Annotated in this window: 14 protein-coding genes; 6 read left to right on the top strand and 8 right to left on the bottom strand. The window is 74.7% G+C overall.

All coding sequences use genetic code 11. From position 1 onward, the window contains the following. Positions 1-35: 35 nt before the first annotated feature. The gene (locus AB0I49_RS10035) at positions 36-1,505 is read right to left on the bottom strand and encodes an MFS transporter (RefSeq protein ID WP_363226354.1); all 1,470 of its coding nucleotides are present in this window, start codon (positions 1,503-1,505) and stop codon (positions 36-38) included. A gap of 107 nt (positions 1,506-1,612) precedes the next feature. Here AB0I49_RS10035 and AB0I49_RS10030 point away from each other — a divergent pair, with 107 nt between their 5' ends. After that, positions 1,613-2,404, top strand: a complete 792-nt coding sequence (locus tag AB0I49_RS10030) for a helix-turn-helix domain-containing protein (protein ID WP_363226353.1) — start codon at positions 1,613-1,615, stop codon at positions 2,402-2,404. Positions 2,405-2,420: 16 nt separating this feature from the next. Here AB0I49_RS10030 and AB0I49_RS10025 read toward each other — a convergent pair whose 3' ends face one another. From AB0I49_RS10025 to AB0I49_RS10015, 3 genes are all read right to left on the bottom strand, one after another. Further along, entirely contained in the window at positions 2,421-3,737 is a 1,317-nt protein-coding gene (locus AB0I49_RS10025; RefSeq protein ID WP_363226352.1) for a M64 family metallopeptidase, read from the bottom strand. A 153-nt stretch (positions 3,738-3,890) separates the two neighbouring features. Then, the gene (locus tag AB0I49_RS10020) at positions 3,891-5,213 is read right to left on the bottom strand and encodes an alpha/beta fold hydrolase (RefSeq protein ID WP_363226351.1); all 1,323 of its coding nucleotides are present in this window, start codon (positions 5,211-5,213) and stop codon (positions 3,891-3,893) included. A gap of 138 nt (positions 5,214-5,351) precedes the next feature. After that, positions 5,352-6,233: a DUF4344 domain-containing metallopeptidase gene (locus AB0I49_RS10015; RefSeq protein WP_363226349.1), complete on the bottom strand. Its 882-nt coding sequence runs from the start codon at positions 6,231-6,233 to the stop codon at positions 5,352-5,354. A 168-nt stretch (positions 6,234-6,401) separates the two neighbouring features. On the opposite strand from AB0I49_RS10015, the gene AB0I49_RS10010 reads away from it, so the two are divergent. The 3 genes from AB0I49_RS10010 to AB0I49_RS10000 are packed head-to-tail and all read left to right on the top strand — an operon-like array spanning position 6,402 to position 8,688. After that, the gene (locus AB0I49_RS10010; RefSeq protein WP_363226348.1) at positions 6,402-7,130 is read left to right on the top strand and encodes a response regulator transcription factor; all 729 of its coding nucleotides are present in this window, start codon (positions 6,402-6,404) and stop codon (positions 7,128-7,130) included. Further along, positions 7,127-7,525: a hypothetical protein gene (locus AB0I49_RS10005; protein ID WP_363226347.1), complete on the top strand. Its 399-nt coding sequence runs from the start codon at positions 7,127-7,129 to the stop codon at positions 7,523-7,525. The genes AB0I49_RS10010 and AB0I49_RS10005 overlap by 4 nt, the downstream gene beginning before the upstream one ends. A gap of 50 nt (positions 7,526-7,575) precedes the next feature. Next, the gene (locus AB0I49_RS10000; RefSeq protein WP_363226346.1) at positions 7,576-8,688 is read left to right on the top strand and encodes a histidine kinase; all 1,113 of its coding nucleotides are present in this window, start codon (positions 7,576-7,578) and stop codon (positions 8,686-8,688) included. A 119-nt stretch (positions 8,689-8,807) separates the two neighbouring features. On the opposite strand, the gene AB0I49_RS09995 is transcribed toward AB0I49_RS10000, so the two are convergent. Continuing rightward, entirely contained in the window at positions 8,808-9,167 is a 360-nt protein-coding gene (locus AB0I49_RS09995) for an STAS domain-containing protein (protein WP_363226413.1), read from the bottom strand. 566 nt (positions 9,168-9,733) lie between these two features. On the opposite strand from AB0I49_RS09995, the gene AB0I49_RS09990 reads away from it, so the two are divergent. Together AB0I49_RS09990 and AB0I49_RS09985 are read left to right on the top strand one after the other, a co-directional pair. Beyond that, a complete protein-coding gene (locus tag AB0I49_RS09990) occupies positions 9,734-10,297 on the top strand; it encodes a sigma-70 family RNA polymerase sigma factor (RefSeq protein WP_363226345.1) in 564 nt (187 codons plus the stop codon). 245 nt (positions 10,298-10,542) lie between these two features. Continuing rightward, positions 10,543-11,745, top strand: coding sequence for a zf-HC2 domain-containing protein (locus tag AB0I49_RS09985; RefSeq protein WP_363226412.1), 1,203 nt, complete (start codon positions 10,543-10,545; stop codon positions 11,743-11,745). Between the two features lie 16 nt (positions 11,746-11,761). On the opposite strand, the gene purU is transcribed toward AB0I49_RS09985, so the two are convergent. The 3 genes from purU to AB0I49_RS09970 form a co-directional block, all read right to left on the bottom strand. Beyond that, on the bottom strand, positions 11,762-12,634 hold the full coding sequence (purU, locus tag AB0I49_RS09980; protein WP_363226344.1) for a formyltetrahydrofolate deformylase: 873 nt from the start codon (positions 12,632-12,634) through the stop codon (positions 11,762-11,764). A 142-nt stretch (positions 12,635-12,776) separates the two neighbouring features. After that, entirely contained in the window at positions 12,777-13,277 is a 501-nt protein-coding gene (locus tag AB0I49_RS09975; RefSeq protein ID WP_363226411.1) for a hypothetical protein, read from the bottom strand. Between the two features lie 114 nt (positions 13,278-13,391). Beyond that, the gene (locus AB0I49_RS09970) at positions 13,392-15,221 is read right to left on the bottom strand and encodes a hypothetical protein (protein ID WP_363226343.1); all 1,830 of its coding nucleotides are present in this window, start codon (positions 15,219-15,221) and stop codon (positions 13,392-13,394) included. Between the last annotated feature and the right edge of the window lie 100 nt (positions 15,222-15,321).

The following is a 15,321-nucleotide window of genomic DNA, read 5'->3' as shown; positions in this document are numbered from 1 at the left end:
GCGCGGGCGACGGCGCCGGGGAGCCTTCTTCCGCGCTACACCGCCGGGTGGTTCTCCTTGCGGCCCGGCAGCAGCAGGCTGCCGACGGCCGCGCACGCGGTGAACGCGGCGGCCACCAGCAGGGCGCGCCCGTATCCGGCGGTCAGGGCGGACGCGGCGTCGTGCGGGTGGGACACCAGGTGCGAGGCGGTCGCGTGGGACGCGATGGTGGCGAGGACGGCGAGGCCGATCGCGCCGCCCACCTGACGCGAGGTGTTGACGAGGCCGGAGGCCAGGCCCGCCTCGGCGCGGGCGGTGCCGGTGGTCGCGGCGACCGTCGCGGGCATCATCGACAGGCCCATGCCGAACGCGCAGAGCATCAGCGGCACCAGCACGTCCGTGGCGTAGCTGCCGTGCGCGCCGATGAACGACAGCCAGGCGAACCCGGCGGTGCTCACCAGCATGCCGCCGACCAGCAGCGGGCGCGGCCCCGTACGGCCGAGGAGCCGGGTGGCGAGCTGCGCGCCCACGATGACCGAGAGGGAGCCGGGCAGGAAGCTGAGCCCGGCCTGGATCGCGCTGAAGCCGAGGACCTGCTGGTGGTAGAGGGAGAGCAGGAACCACATCGAGAACATGGCGGCGCCCATGAGCAGCACCACGATGTTGGAGGTGGCCAGGGTGCGGCGGCGCAGGATCGCGAGCGGCACCAGCGGGTGGGCGACCTTCGACTCGATGAGGACGAAGGCGGCGAGCAGGAGCACGGCCCCGCCGAGCGAGGCCCAGACCTCGGGGGCGCTCCAGTCGTGGCTCTCGGTCGAGATGATGCCGTAGACCAGTGCGGTCAGGCCGGCGGTGACGGAGACGGCGCCGGGTATGTCGAGGCGGCGGAGGCCGCCCCGGATGCCGGCGGCGGCCGGTACGTACGCGACGGCGGCGGCGATCAGGGCGACGCCTAGCGGCACGTTGACGAAGAAGACCCAGCGCCAGCCCGCGTACTCGGTGAGGATGCCGCCGATGACCGCGCCCGTCGCGCCGCCGGCCGCCATGACGGCGCTCCAGGCGCCCATGGCACGGGTACGGGCCCGGGGCTCGGTGAACGTCGTCATGATCAGGGTGAGGGTGGCGGGCGCGAGGACCGCGCCGCCGACGCCCTGCGCCGCGCGGGCGGCGATCAGCGCCCCGCCGCTGCTGGCGAGGCCGCAGACGAGCGAGGCGAGGGTGAACACGCCGAGCCCGGTGAGCAGCGCCTTCTTCGTGCCGACGAGGTCGGCGGCGCGGCCGCCGAGCAGCAGCAGGCCGGCGAAGCCGAGGGTGTAGGCGTTGACGATCCACTGCTGGCCGGCGGGGGCCAGGTGCAGGGTGTCCCGCATCGAGGGGAGGGCGACGTTCACGATCGACACATCGAGGATGACCATGAACTGCGCCGCACACGCGATGACGAGGATCGCCGTGGTCGGCAGCCGCTTCTGGGCGGGCGGGCGACCGTTGTCGGTACTCGTGACGGACGGGGCGGACGCGGTTGACATGGCGGGGGCTCCAAGTGGTGCTGGGTGATGCTGCTCCAACCGAACTAGAGCAGCTCTAAAAATGTAGCACCTATATTTTTCTTTCAGGGGCGGGCTACCCTGGACCCATGACGGAGCACACGCCCACCGCCGTAGCCGACCCCGACCCGGACGCCAGGACCGCGCGCGGGACGGGAACCGGGACAGGGACCGCGACCGGGATCCGCCCCCGCAAGCGGGAGCGCACCCGCTGCGCCATCTACGACGCCGCCTTCCGGCTCTTCGCCGAGCAGGGCTTCGACTCCGTCACCCTCACCCGGATCGCCGCCGAGGCCGACGTGGCCCCCGCCACCGTCTTCACGCACTTCGCGTCGAAGGAGGACATCTTCTTCAGCCGCAGGCAGGAGTTCATCGCCAAGCTCCCCGGCGCCGTCGCGGACGCCCCCGCCGGCGCCGAACTCCTCGCCCAGCTGCGGGACTTCTACCTCGACTCCTTCGAGCTCGTCCTGTCCGACCAGTGGGTCGAGCGGAGCCGCGTCTTCGCCCGCATCCTGCTGCCGAGCGCCGCGCTGCGCCGCAGCTTCCTGCCGCTCCTGGAGCAGCGCAAGGTGCTGCTGACCGAACACCTCGTCGAGCGGGCGGGCGCGGCGGGCGCGGACCCCGTGCACCGCCAGGAACTGGCGATCTTCGCGGCGTTCGTCGTCTCGGTCGGCACCACCGCCTTCGAGGTCCTGCACGGCGAGCTCGCGGCGGGCGAGCCGGCCGCCCGCGTCCGCGAGGACGTCCACGACGTCCTCGACCGGGGCTTCGACCGGCTCACCCGCGCGTACGCCGACGGCGGCCTGCTGGACGTATGCGCCCGCGCCGCCGGCGAGAGCGCCGCGCCGGAGACGACCGCAGCGTCCGGGACCGCCTCCTAGGCCCCGACCACGGGACCTAGCCGACGACCTGCCAGGTCAGCGACCCTGTGAGCAGCGCACGCAGCGCCGGGTCGCGGACCGCGTCCGTACGGTCGGCGGCGCGGGCCGTCACGGTGTGCGGGCGGCCGTCGGCGGGCACGCCGAGCGTGCGCGGCGCGACCGTCGCCGCGCCGCGCGCGGACCGGGCCTCGCGGCCGTCGACGTACCAGCGCACGGGCGCGGAGGCCGGGGCCTGGACGGTGACGCGGTCCGTGCGGGCCAGCGGCCGGCCGGTCGGCGTGGTGCTGCTCAGTACGGACGCATGGCGGTGGAAGCCCGCGATCATCGCCTCACGGCCGGGCAGGTTGAACTGCCGGCCGAGCGTCCGCATGATCGAGTTCTCGGTCGGGCGGTAGAGCCCGTGCTGGTAGTAGCCGCCGCCCTCGTACGCGCCGACCGTCCCGCCGTCCGGGGAGGTCTGGCCGAGCCAGCGGTACCACTTCTTGCGCTGCGCGCCCATCGGACCGGCCGTGAGCTTGCTGATGTTGGCCTGGGCGGGCTCGGGGCCGGTGTACGTGCCCGGCTGCCCGTAGTCGTACTCGTCGGCGAGCTTCCCCAGCGAGTGGCCCGTCTCGTGGACGGCGATCTGGTCGGACTGCGGATGGTCGGAGGACGCGGTGGCGATGCCGTCGTAGCCGACCTGGGAGCTGACGTCGTTGTAGCCCGCGCCCCCGTACTTGGTGGAGTTGGAGAGCACCACGACCAGATCGGCGGCCGGGGCCTTGGCCGCGTACGACTCGACCTTGCGGGTGTTCACACACAGCAGCCGCTCGGTGCCGCCGCAGAAGAAGTTGGAGCCGAGGGCGGTGTCCTTGACCACGCTCTGCACCGGGTCGCCGGAGACGCCGGACTGCCGGGAGACGGCGTCGACGGCCCAGACGTTGAAGAGGTTCGTGTACGAGGCATAGGGCTGGACCGCGGCGATCTTCGCCCACTTGGCGCGGACGTCCGCGTGGAAGTCGCCCTGCTGCGCGGCGGTGTAGCCGTCGCCGATGAAGACGATGTCGAGTTTGCTGCCCACGGGGCCGTTGCGGACGATCGAGGTGACGTCGCCGTCGGCGGCGATCGTCGACCGCTCCGCCGGGGAGAGCGGCTCCGCGGCGGGGACGGTGGTGTGCAGCGGATGGCCGCCCGGACCGGTGAAGTACTCCACCCGGTCGACGGGCCGGGGGCCCGGCGGGGCCGCCGGGCCGGGTCCGGCGGCGCTCGCGGTGGTCGTCGTGGCCGCGGCCAGCGCCGCCGTGACGGCGACGCCGGCCGCTATCGCGCCGCGAAGGGATCTGCGTCTGCGCATGGTGTCCTCCCGAAGCCGGCCGCCGGGCGGCGGGCCGAGCCGGATTTCGGCGCGGCTCACCGTAGGGGCTCTCGGGGCACCGGACAATGAATGTTGCGTAAGTTACTTACGGACAGGGGCAGTTAAGGCCATCGCCGCGCGCCGCGCATCGGGTCACGCCTCGTCCCGTACGAGCCTCAGCAGCCGGTCCGCGACAGCGCCGTTCCCCGTCCGCACGCCGTCGTGCTCGAACTCGTCCGTGACCCAGGTGCGCAGCCCCCGGATCGCTCGGGCGGTGCGCAGCGAGTGCGCGGTGTCGACGTACAGGTCGTCGTGGTAGATCGCGGCGGCGACCGGCACCTCGTTGCGGGCCAGCCGGTCCGGGTCGTACAGCGGGCCCCACCCCTGCCGCTCGGCGAGCAGTTCGGCGGTGCGGCGCAGCGGGCGCAGGGCGGGGTGGGTGCGGAACATCCAGGGGTGCACCGTCTCGCCCGTGAAGAGGAAGGGGCCGCCGGTGGTGACGTGCCGGTCGAACTCCGGGAATTCGCCCCTGACGCGTTCGGCCGCCCAGCGCGTGGCGCGCCCGTCCTGGGCGTAGACGGCCTCGTGGAGCAGCGCGTAGAGGGGGTTGGCGGCGTGCGAGAGCACGGCGGCGACCTGTTCCCCGAACGCGTCGGACAGCCGCGGTCCGGCGGCGGTCGGCACGAACGCGGACTCCAGGAGGTAGTGCAGCCGGTGCGAGCCGTCGCCCGTGCCGAGGAGGATGCCGAGCTGCTGGAACGCCTCGGGCGTGAGCAGCGTGCCGTCGGCCAGCACCTCCTCGCCCCCCGCCAGGTGCTCGGCGATACGGCGGGCCGCGGCCTCGTCCGCCGGGTAGCGGTCGTAGTGGGCGAGGGTCTTGCGCTCCATGCGGGGGAAGGCGGCGCGGTAGACGGCGTCCGCGTCGGCGTCGAGCCCCGGCAGCCCGCCGGTGATCAGCACCTCGGCGAGCCCTTCGGGCGCGTACGAGAGGTAGGTGACCGCGCAGAACCCGCCGAAGCTCTGGCCCAGCACCGTCCAGGGCCGGCCGCCGGTGAGCCGCGCGCGGACCAGTTCGCAGTCGCGGACGATCGCGTCGGCGCGGAAGTGCGCGAGGTACTCCGCCTGCGCCTCGGGGGCGCCGCGCAGCGGCAGCGTCTGCCGGGTGGCGGGGGTGGAGCGGCCGGTGCCGCGCTGGTCGAGGAGGAGGACGCGGTAGTCGTCGAGGACCCGGTCGAGCCAGTGGGCGCGGCCGACGGGGCGGGGCGCGGCGCTGCCGGGGCCGCCCTGGAGGAACAGCAGCCAGGGCAGTTCCTCGCGGGCGCGGGACGTCGCGACGACCTCCCGGCCGTAGAGCCGGATCCGTTCCCCGTCCGGGGCCTCGTGGTCGAGCGGCACGTCGAAGACGTGGTCGGTGAGGACGAGACCGGGCTGGCGGACAGCGGTCTTCCCGGCGGCGGCCTTCGGCATCTGTTCCATCCTCACTCCAGCGGGGCGCACGACGGCGCGCGAAGGGCTCTGCGCCCCGGACCTTTTCCGGGGCTCAACCTACCGAGCCGTACGGGCCGGGCGGAGGCGGCCCCGGACGCGTACGCACGGGCCGGGGCGGCTGCCCGGTCAGCGGCTCGTCCGGTACGGCTCCAGCAGGGCGTCCCAGCCGCGCCGCATGTCCTGGTACTCGCCCTCGCACAGCTCCGCGCGCTCCTCGGTGAGCGTCTCGCCGTCGACGAGCTTCTTGTGGCGGGCCGGGGCGGAGCCGTAGACGTAGCAGCGGTAGTTGGCGGCGCGGGCGGCGTCCGGGGCGTGCTCGTCGGAGAAGTCGATGTCCTCGGGGTCGGTGTCGCGGGCGTAGAGCGCGTAGCTCTCGGCGGCGTCGAGGACGGCCGCGACGCCGGAGGGCCCCTTCGGGATGAGGCTGTACGCGGCGAACTGGTCGGCGACGTCCTCCTCGCGGCCCGTGACCGGCAGGCGGAGCCTGTCCTTCAGGGCGTGCGCGATCTCGTGGTACAGGGTCTCGGTGACCACGCCGGCGGTCTTGGCGTCGGCGGTCCGGCGGCCGTCCCCGCTATCGGCGCCGCCGTCGCCGAGCGCCTCCTCGAACATGCCGTGGAGCTCCTCGACGGTGCCGTAGCAGATGACGATCCGCCCGGTCTCGGCGTCGTACACGTCCTGTTCGGAGTCGCCGCAGGACCTGGCGACGATCGTGACGTCCGACGGCAGCCGCACGCGTGCGCCGACGTCCCGCGCGACGCGCTCGGGGATGCGGCGCTCCCGGAGGAAGGCCCGCCCTCGTTCCTTGCCGCTCTTCGCGGGCTCATAGGAGACGGACAGGCCGCCGCTTGTGGGGGACGCGGCGGCCTGCGACTCGTCGCCGACGCATGCCGTGGTAGCCGCGGCGCAGACGCCCATGACCGCCAGAGCCGCCGCGGTGCGCCCGAGGGCGCGGCGGCGCCGCATGCGGTCGGACGGCCTGGAGCGGCCTCCGGCATGGTGCAGCATGGACAGCACTCTGCCGGAGAGTTCCCTGGTACGGAATCCGCCGCGGGTCTTGGATCACCCCCGCCGATGGGCGGGGGTGGGCCCGGTCCGCCGGTCCGCCGCGCGGGCGGGTGCGGCAGGCTTGAGGCGGACGGTACGCGCGACAGAACAGAGGCGAGGTAGCGGGCGGTGATCCGGGTAGCGGTGGTGGACGACGAGCAGCTCGTCCGGTCCGGGCTGCGGATGATCCTGGGCACGGCCCCGGACATCGAGGTGGTCGCGGACTGCGGCGGCGGCGCGGCCGTGGAGACCGTGCTGGGCCGCGCGCCCGACGTCGTCCTCCTCGACATACAGATGCCGGACGTGGACGGGCTCACGGTGCTGCGCCGGCTGCGGGCGGAGCGGCGGCCGCCGGTCGTGGCGATGCTCACCACCTTCGACGCCGACGAGTACCTCACGGCGGCGCTGCGCGCCGGGGCCTCCGGCTTCCTCCTCAAGGACACCGACCCGGAGCAGCTCGTACGGTCCGTACGCACCCTCGCGGCGGGCGGCAGCGTCCTGGACCCCGGCGTCACCCGCGCCGTCATCGGCGGCTACCTGGCGGCGGGCGCGGAGCACCGCGCGGCCGAGGCCGTGCGGGGGCTCACCCCGCGCGAACGCGAGGTCCTCACCCACGTCGGCGCGGGCCTCTCCAACGCCCGCGTCGCGGAGCGCATGGGCCTCGCCCCCAGCACCGTCAAGGACCACGTACGAGCCGTACTCGGCAAACTCGGCGGCCTCAACCGCGTCCAGGCCGCCATCGTCGCGGACCGCGCGGGCCTGGTGACGGGCCTGATCCGCCCCTGCCCGGCGGCTGCCGCCGATGCCGGTGCCGGTGCCGATGGCTCGGCCCCGGAACACCCCGTGCCGCCGACGTGAGGGGGGCCGCGGCACGTCTCACCGACGCGGGCGGCCCGGCCGCCGGCGCGACGGCACGGGCGGGGGCGGGGTCGGGGGCGGCGACCGGAGGGACGCGGGAGAACGCCGGAGCACGAGCCGTACGGGCGGGGGCCGCGATCCCGGCTGGGCGGGCGGGTGCCGTGGCCCCGGCCGGGCGGGCGGGCGCGACGGGACTCACCGCCATACGGGCGGGCACCGCTGTACGGGCGGGCACCGCGATGCCGGCCGGGCGGGCCGCCGCCGGAAGCCCGGCGACACGGGCGGGCGCCGCGCCCCCGGCGGCACAGGCGCACGCGACGGCAGGCGCCGCCGTACGGGCGGGCGCCGCGCCCTACGTGTCGGCCGTTCTCTCCGTGGGGCCTCCCCCGTGGTGACGGAGCCACGGCGGCGTGCCCGGTGGTGGGAGGGCCGGTGTGCGGGCCGCATGGCCATCGTCGTGCCCGTGCTGCTCGCGCTCGCCGACGCCGTGCTCGTCAACGGGGTCGATCTCGGGCTGGAGCTCGGCGTCTCGCTGGCGGCGGCGGCCGTGCTGCTGTGGCGGCGGCGGTTCCCGGTCGCGGTGTTCGCGGCGACGCTGCCGGGGATCTACATCGGCTACATCTGGTTCGCGCCGATGATCGCCCTGTACACCGTGGCCGCCCGCCGCACGGACCGGCGGCTGCTCGCCGCCGCCGGGGTGCTGCTGGTGCTCGCGCACTTCCTGCCGTATCCGCTCTCCGAGCTGACCTGGGACGAGCCCCGGCAGACGGCCCTCGCCATGGTCGACGCGTGCGTCAGCGCCGCCGCCCCCGTCGCCCTCGGGCTGCTCACCCGCACCCGCCGCGAGCTCGCCGCCCGGCTCGCGGAGCTGACCCGCAGCCGCGCCCGCGAGGACCGGCTGCTGGCGGACCAGGTGGTGGCCACCGAGCGCGCCCGTCTCGCCCGCGAGATGCACGACGTCGTCGCGCACCAGGTGAGCCTCATCAGCCTCCAGGCCGGCGCCGTGCAGATCAGTACGGCCGACCCGACGGCGCACGACGGGGCCCGTACGATCCGCGAGCTGTGCGTACGGACCCTGGACGAGCTGCGCCACCTGGTCGGCATCCTGCGCGCGGCCGGCGGCGACGCCGAGGAGCTGGCCCCGCAGCCGCGCCTCGCCGACCTGCCGCGGCTGATCGAGGTCAGTGCGCTGGACGTCGCGTACGAACACGGCGAGGAGGACGAAGGGGACGAGGGGGGCACGGCCCCCGCCGCCCGCTACCCCGAGGCGGTGCAGCGGGCCGCCTTCCGCACGGTGCAGGAGGCGCTGACCAATGTGCGCAAGCACGCGCCGGGCGCGCGGGTACGGGTCCGGGTCGGCGAGCCGGACGGGGCGCGGCTGCTGGTCGAGATACGCAACGGGCCCGCGGACGCGAAGCTGCCCGCGCCGGGGCTGCCGGGCGGCGGCCACGGCCTGGTGGGGCTGCGCGAGCGGGCGCAGAGCCTCGGCGGCACGCTGGAGGCCCATCCGACGGACGAGGGCGGTTTCGTCGTACGAGCCGAATTCCCGGGCCCGTGACAGAACTGGGCCCGTGCAGAACTGGGCCCGTGAGCGAGCGGGCCCGTGAAAAAGCGGACCGCACGGTCCGAGCACCGACCCCGGCCCCGCCTCGCATTCATGGCGAAGCGCGTCGCGCCTTATGCCGAGAGCGGGTCCGCCGCCTCGTCCGTGGCGGTCGCGAGGTCGGGGTAGACCTCGAACAGGCGGCGCACGCCCAGCGCGGAGAGCACCCGGTTGACGTGCGAGCCGTCGACCGCGCCCTGGGCCGGCAGGATCAGGCGGAGCCGCCCCTGGCAGGACCGCATCAGGCGGCGGGCGGCGATGAGCACGCCGACGCCGCTGGAGTCGCAGAAGCGGACCTCTCCGAGGTCGAGCACCAGGCTCCGGCGCCCTTCGGCGACCGCGTCGTGCACGTGCTGCCGCACCGCCGGCGAGGTCACCAGATCCATCTCGCCGGAGACTTGCAGCACGGCCCAGTGGCCCTGTTCGCCCTCCATCACTTTCAACGTCACGCGCTCGAAGCCCCTTCGCTCGGTCGCCCTGTCGCTCGCTGTCCGGCGGCTGTCCGGAACGGGCCCTTCCACGACTGCGGCTGCCCGGCCGCTCCCTCATGAAACACCGTGCGGCGTAAAGGGCTCGTGACGACCCTATGCCCACCTGGGGTACAGAAACCCCAAAGTTCCGGTCACACCCGCATAACTCATCGGCCTATTCAGGCAGGAACGATCCGGATCGATCAGGGACATCCCACCCAAAGTGACCGGACTTATACCATCCGCAGCCACCCGGGCGCGTACTTTGCCGCAAATCGACGCGCGTTGTCGGTGGCTCGGACTACATTCGATGAGTATGTGAGCGTGCGCACAAACTGCCCGCGAGCTGCCGGGAAGAGCGGGGGGACCAGCGGGGAAGCGGCGGGAGAACCAGCGGGAGGGCCGACGGGAGTACCACCGGGGAAGCTGCCGGGGGAAGATCGGGACGGCTTCCTCGAAACGGCTCCGTACCCATGGGTAGCGCGGTGCAGGACGGGTAGCCAGACCAGAGGTGAACGGATGGGGGCCGCATGACGAATGACGCACCACCCCGCTGGGACCGCATGATGCAGCAGCGGCTCGCGCGGGGCGAGGCCGCGGCGCTCGGCGAGCTCTACGACCGCTTCGCCTCGCTCGTGCACAGCCTCGCCCACCGGGTGCTCGACGACGAGGAGGCCGCCGACCGCGTCACCCGCGAGGTCTTCGGCCACGTCTGGGAGCACCCGGACGCGTACGACCCCAAGCAGGGCTCCCTGCGCTCCTGGATCGCCAAGATCACCCACCGCCACTCCGTCCAGCTGCTGCGCCACGACGAGACGCACGGCGAGGGCACCCCCGAGGAGGTCGAGGAGAAGGTCCGTGAGGCGTCCGCCGCCGCCCGCGCCGACTACATCGTCACCTCCATGCCCGCCCCCTTGCGCGCCGCGCTCGAACTCGCCTACTTCCGCCGCCTCGACTACCGCCAGGCCGCCGCCGACCTCGGCGTCACAGAGGACGAGGCCCGCCGCCGGCTGCGGCTCGGCCTCCAGCTGCTCTCCACCGCCCACCACTCCTCCCGCTCCATCCCGCCGCCCGGCTACGGGAGGGCGTTGTGAACGAGCGGTGCGGCCCCGGGCGCTGGGACCCCGACGACGGCTCCTGGGACCAGGGCGGCGCGGGGCCGGGCGGAGGCGCGGGCGGCCGTGCGGGCGACGGCCGGGACGACGGCACGCCCGGCGACGGCACGCGCGCCTCCCCCGGCCCCGCCACGCCGCCGCGCATACCGACTCCGCGCGCCGCCCCCGAGGACGGCGACCACTGGCCGTACCCCACGCAGCCACCCGCCCCGGCCCCGGACACCATGCAGCCCGAGCAGGCACAGGAATCCCCGCCGTCGCCCACACCCGCGCCCCCGCCCCCGCGGTCCGAGGAGGCCGCGCCGGCCGGCCCCCGGTCGCACAAGGTGCTCAAGTCGCTGCTCGGGGCGTGGGCCCTGGCCGCCTGCTCCAGCGAGGAGACCCTCGACGTCGAGGCGCACCTCACGGAGTGCGCGGCCTGCGCCGACGAGGCCGTGCGGCTGCGCAACGCCGTGGGGCTGCTGCACCCCGAGGAGAACCTCGACCTCGATCCGATGCTCCGCTCCCGCGTCCTGGAAGGGTGTCTCGGCCGCCGCCCGGCCCGTATCCCGGTGCCCGACTGGGCCGCCCCGTACGACGCCGAGGCCGCCCGGCTGGACGCGCTGCTGCGGGACATGGGCGAGGCGGAGTGGCGGGCGCCGGTCGGCCTGCGGTGGTTCGAGGGCCGGCGCGGGGTGCGGCGCGACACCACGGTCGCCGGGGTCATCGGCCATCTGCTGACCGTCGACGGCCTCGTCGCCGCCTCGCTCGGCCTCGCCGACCCGCTGCCGTGCGGCGAGGAGGGCTCCCCCACCGCCCGTACGGAGGCGTACTGGGCGGCCGAGCCGGCGGTCGCCGCGGGGGAGGCGGTCCCGGCGGCGACGGTCCGCAGGGCCTGGCGCGACCAGGGGCACGCGCTGTTACGGACGGTGTCGTTCGCCGGGCGCGGGGCCGCCGGGCTCGACGTGTCGTACGGGCAGTTCACGCTGCCGCTGCGCGACTCGTTCCTCGACCGCGCCTTCGAGTGCTGGGTGCACGCCGGGGACATCGCCGACGCTGTCGACTATCCGTACGACCCGCCGTCCTCCGCCCACCTCAACCGCATGATCGACCTCGCGGCCCGGCTGCTGCCCGGCGCGCTCGCGCAGCGCCGCCGCAGCGGCCTGGCGTCCCCCGCCCGCGGCCCGGTGCTGGTGGGCGCGCCCGGCCGGTCGCTCCATCTGGAGATCGAGGGCAGCGGCGGCGGGGACTGGTACATCGCGCTGGACTCCCCCGCGGCCCTGGGCACGGCCGCCGAGTCGGTGGCCCACGTCGCCCTCGACGGCGTCGAGTTCTGCCGGCTGGCGGCGGGCCATGTACCGCCGGAGGAGGCCGCCGCGGGCCAGGACGGGGACCGCGAGGCGATCCGGGACGTGCTCTTCGCGGCGGCGTCGCTGTCGCGGCTGTGAGGCAGGCCCCGAGGGGCTAGGCGAAGACGACCGTCCGCCGGCCGTTGAGCAGCACCCGGTGCTCGCCGTGCCACTTCACCGCGCGCGCCAGGGCCTGGCACTCCACATCGCGGCCGATCGCCACGAGCTGGTCCGGGGTCACGTCGTGGCCGACGCGCTCCACCTCCTGCTCGATGATCGGGCCCTCGTCCAGGTCGGCCGTCACGTAGTGGGCGGTCGCGCCGATGAGCTTCACGCCGCGGGCGTGCGCCTGGTGGTACGGCTTGGCGCCCTTGAAGCTCGGCAGGAAGGAGTGGTGGATGTTGATGATCCGGCCCGACAGCGCCTTGCAGAGGTCGTCGGAGAGCACCTGCATATAGCGGGCGAGCACCACGAGTTCGACGTTCTCGGCGCGGACCAGCTCCAGCAGCTCGGCCTCCGCCTGCGCCTTGGTGTCCTTGGTGACCGGGATGTGGTGGAAGGGGATGCCGTACGAGCGGGTCAGCTCGCCGAACTCCGGGTGGTTGGAGACGACGGCCGCGATCTCGACGGGCAGCGCGCCGATCCGGGCGCGGAAGAGCAGGTCGTTCAGGCAGTGGCCGAACTTGGAGACCATCAGGACGACGCGCATCTTGTCGTCCGCCCGGTGGATCTGCCAGTCCATCTGGAAGGAGTCGCCGACGGCCGCGAAGCTGGCCCGCAGCTTCTCCAGCGTCACCGGCGGCTCGGCGCTCAGGTGCACCCGCATGAAGAAGAGCCCGGTGTCGTGGTCGCCGAACTGCTGGCTGTCCTCGATGTTGCAGCCGGTCATGAACAGATAGCTGGACACGGCGTGCACGATGCCCTGCTTGTCCGGGCAGGACAGCGTCAGGATGTACTGCTCGGGGGCGACGGGCTGCGTTTCACTCATAGCCCGATAGCGTCGCACACACGGCGTGCCCGCCGGGCCGCCCGCGGCGCTCCGGCGGCGCCGAGCGGCGAGGATCACACCAGGGCCGCCGGGCGCGCGGAGCGCACGGGGGCCGTACGACGCGGGGAGCGCACCGGGCCCGTCACACCACGCGCGTCACGATCGCCAGCACCTCCAGCGAGCGCGGGGCCGCGTCCGGGTCGTCGCCGTCGTTGACCGCGAGCCGTACGTGCGCCTCCCGTGACGCCCGTACGGCCTCCGGCCACGCCTCGTGTTCGAGGTAGGCGGAGACGGGGGCGTCGGCGCCCACCTGGTGCATGATCCGCAGGACGCGCAGCACGGCGGCGTCGACGAGCGCCGCCTCGGTCTGGTCGCGGAAGATCGTCCCGACGTATTTCTCGGCGGACCAGTTGTCTAGCCAGGTGTCCTCGACCAGCCGGTACACGGCGTCGGTGACGTCGCCGTACCCCTCCAGGGCGGGGAGCCAGCACTCCCGCTGGAAGACCGGGTCGGCGAGCATGTGCAGCGCCGAGCGCACATTCGCGCGCCAGCGCCACCACGGCATGTCATTGAGGGGCATGCCGCCCATGGTGGTCGAGCGGCGGCCGCGACGGGAAGACTTCTCCGAACCTTGCACGGTGATCGATCGTACGTTCTCCGCCCGCGAGCGCCATCCGGCCCCCGTTCCGCACCCCGGCGTCACCGCCCGTCGCGCAGGGTCACCCCGAGCCCGCCCGGTCGGCCGCCCGGCCGGCCGTCACAGCTGGGTGTACTGGTGCGGGGTCAGCCCGTACTTCGTCGCGATCGCGTTCCACAACGTCGCGGCCTGCTTCTTCGCCGCGGTGGCGTCCCCGCTCGCCTTGTTGGCCTGGCCCAGCTCGGGGGTGGTGCGGGCCTTGCCCTTGTGGCAGCCGTGCTTGGAGCCGACCTTGCCCGCCCACGCCGCGTAGTGGTTGTCGGCCGCCGCCGAGGACTGCCACGCCTTCTTCAACTGGGTCTTGAGGGCGGCCTGTCCGGGGAGCTTGTCGAGCGGCATCCGCTCCAGGCGCTCGACGAGGCCGTTGCGCTGGCCCGCCGCGCCGTGCAGATCGGCCGCCGCCTTGTCGAGCTTCTTGCAGAACTTGATGGACTCCACGGAGTTGATCACGGCGTCGCGGCTGTTGTTGCTGTCCTTGAGCAGCGCGTCCAGCGCCTTCGCCTGGGGCAGCGCCGGGTCGTCCGGCTTCTTGTCGCCGTCCCCGTCGCCGCCCCCGGACGTGCCGCCGGTGTCCGTCCCCGGGTTCTGGCCGGCCTCGTTCTTCTTGCCGCTGTCCTTGCCGTCGTCCCCGCCGCTGAGCAGCGCGCCCGCGCCGAGGCCCGCGACGGCGCAGCACGCCACGACGATGCCGATCGCCGCGAGCGGGGTGATCTTGCGGCGGCGCCCGCCGCTCTCGGACCGCCCCCGCGGCTCGTACTCGGGCTGCCCGAACGCGGCGGGGGCCGGTCCACCGGGCCCCTGGCCGTACGGGCCGGGGCCGCCCGGCCCTGGTGCGCCGGGGGCCTGCGCGTACGGGGGCGGGCCGGGCGCGGGCCGCGCGCCGTCCGACCGGAACAGGCCGTCGAACTCGGCGGGCGGCTGGCGCTCGCCCCCCGCGCCGGACTGCTGCGGTCCGCCGCCTCCGACGGGCGGGATCAACTGGGTGGCCTCGGAGCCGAATCCGGCGCCGGGCTGCGGGCCGCCGCCCTGCGGGGGCAGGAGTTGGGTGGAGTCCGCCGCCGAGTCCGGGGCGCCGTGCGGGAAGGCCGGGGGCAGCGGCGCGCCGTGCGCGGGCTGCTCGGGCGGCAGGGACCCGCCGCCGACGGGCGGGATGAGCTGCGTGGGGTCGGACGCGCCGGGCTGCTGCGGCGGCATCGCGCCGGGCATGGCCCCCGGCATCGCACCGGGCGCGCCGCCGCCGACCGGCGGGATGAGCTGGGTCGCCTCGGACTCCCCCGCCGTCTGCGGGGGCAGCAGCTGCGTCTGGTCGGCCGCGCCGGGCGCCGGGTACCCGGCGTGCGGGGGCTGCTGGTGCCCGTACCCGCCGGGCACGACCTCGCCGGCCTGCGGCGGCAGCGGCGCGGCGGAGGAGCCCGTCTGCTCGGGCGCGGCCCGCCTGCGGCGCCCGCCGCCGGGCGCGACATGGCCGGCCTCCGGAGGGAGCGGCGGCGTGCCGTGCGCGGGCTGCTGCGGGGCGTACGGCCCCGGGGTCTCGTACGGGGGAGGCATGCCGCCCTGCTGCGCGCCCTGGCCGTGCGCGGGGTAGCCGCCGCCCTGCTGCGCGCCGTACCCGTCATAGGCCGGACCGCCGTACGGGCCGGGGTCCGGCGCGCCGTGGGCGCCGCCGGCGCGGTGCGCGCCCTGCCCCGCCTCCGGCTGCCGCCCCGGATATCCGCTCTGACCGTCCGGGCCCCAAGGCTCGCCCCAGGGCTGCCCGGTGGACGGCGTGGACCGCAGGTCGGCGGGGTCGAAGGGTTCGCCGTCGGCGGGCAGCACGATGCCCTCGTACGCGGGTCGCGTGGACTGGTCCGCCGGGCGCCGCGGCTCGTTTCCCTGTCCGCTCTGCGTCACCGGGGCTCCTCAACCTCAACCTGTGCGGGACTTACGGAATCATCGGCTCACGCTACCGGGTGACGATAACGCTCGACCATTGACCTCGTAACGGTCTCGT

This window comes from Streptomyces sp. NPDC050617 (assembly GCF_040654795.1).
GTDB lineage: Bacteria > Actinomycetota > Actinomycetes > Streptomycetales > Streptomycetaceae > Streptomyces.
This window is presented reverse-complemented; position numbering and strand designations above follow the sequence as displayed.

What these genes read in the sequence shown, in the direction of transcription:
- AB0I49_RS10035 (WP_363226354.1), bottom strand. Translation starts at nt 1,505, where the DNA reads ATGTCAACCGCGTCCGCCCCGTCCGTCACGAGTACCGACAACGGTCGC.
- AB0I49_RS10030 (WP_363226353.1), top strand. Translation starts at nt 1,613, where the DNA reads ATGACGGAGCACACGCCCACCGCCGTAGCCGACCCCGACCCGGACGCC.
- AB0I49_RS10025 (WP_363226352.1), bottom strand. Translation starts at nt 3,737, where the DNA reads ATGCGCAGACGCAGATCCCTTCGCGGCGCGATAGCGGCCGGCGTCGCC.
- AB0I49_RS10020 (WP_363226351.1), bottom strand. Translation starts at nt 5,213, where the DNA reads ATGGAACAGATGCCGAAGGCCGCCGCCGGGAAGACCGCTGTCCGCCAG.
- AB0I49_RS10015 (WP_363226349.1), bottom strand. Translation starts at nt 6,233, where the DNA reads ATGCTGCACCATGCCGGAGGCCGCTCCAGGCCGTCCGACCGCATGCGG.
- AB0I49_RS10000 (WP_363226346.1), top strand. Translation starts at nt 7,576, where the DNA reads ATGGCCATCGTCGTGCCCGTGCTGCTCGCGCTCGCCGACGCCGTGCTC.
- AB0I49_RS09995 (WP_363226413.1), bottom strand. Translation starts at nt 9,167, where the DNA reads ATGGAGGGCGAACAGGGCCACTGGGCCGTGCTGCAAGTCTCCGGCGAG.
- AB0I49_RS09990 (WP_363226345.1), top strand. Translation starts at nt 9,734, where the DNA reads ATGACGAATGACGCACCACCCCGCTGGGACCGCATGATGCAGCAGCGG.
- AB0I49_RS09985 (WP_363226412.1), top strand. Translation starts at nt 10,543, where the DNA reads ATGCAGCCCGAGCAGGCACAGGAATCCCCGCCGTCGCCCACACCCGCG.
- purU (WP_363226344.1), bottom strand. Translation starts at nt 12,634, where the DNA reads ATGAGTGAAACGCAGCCCGTCGCCCCCGAGCAGTACATCCTGACGCTG.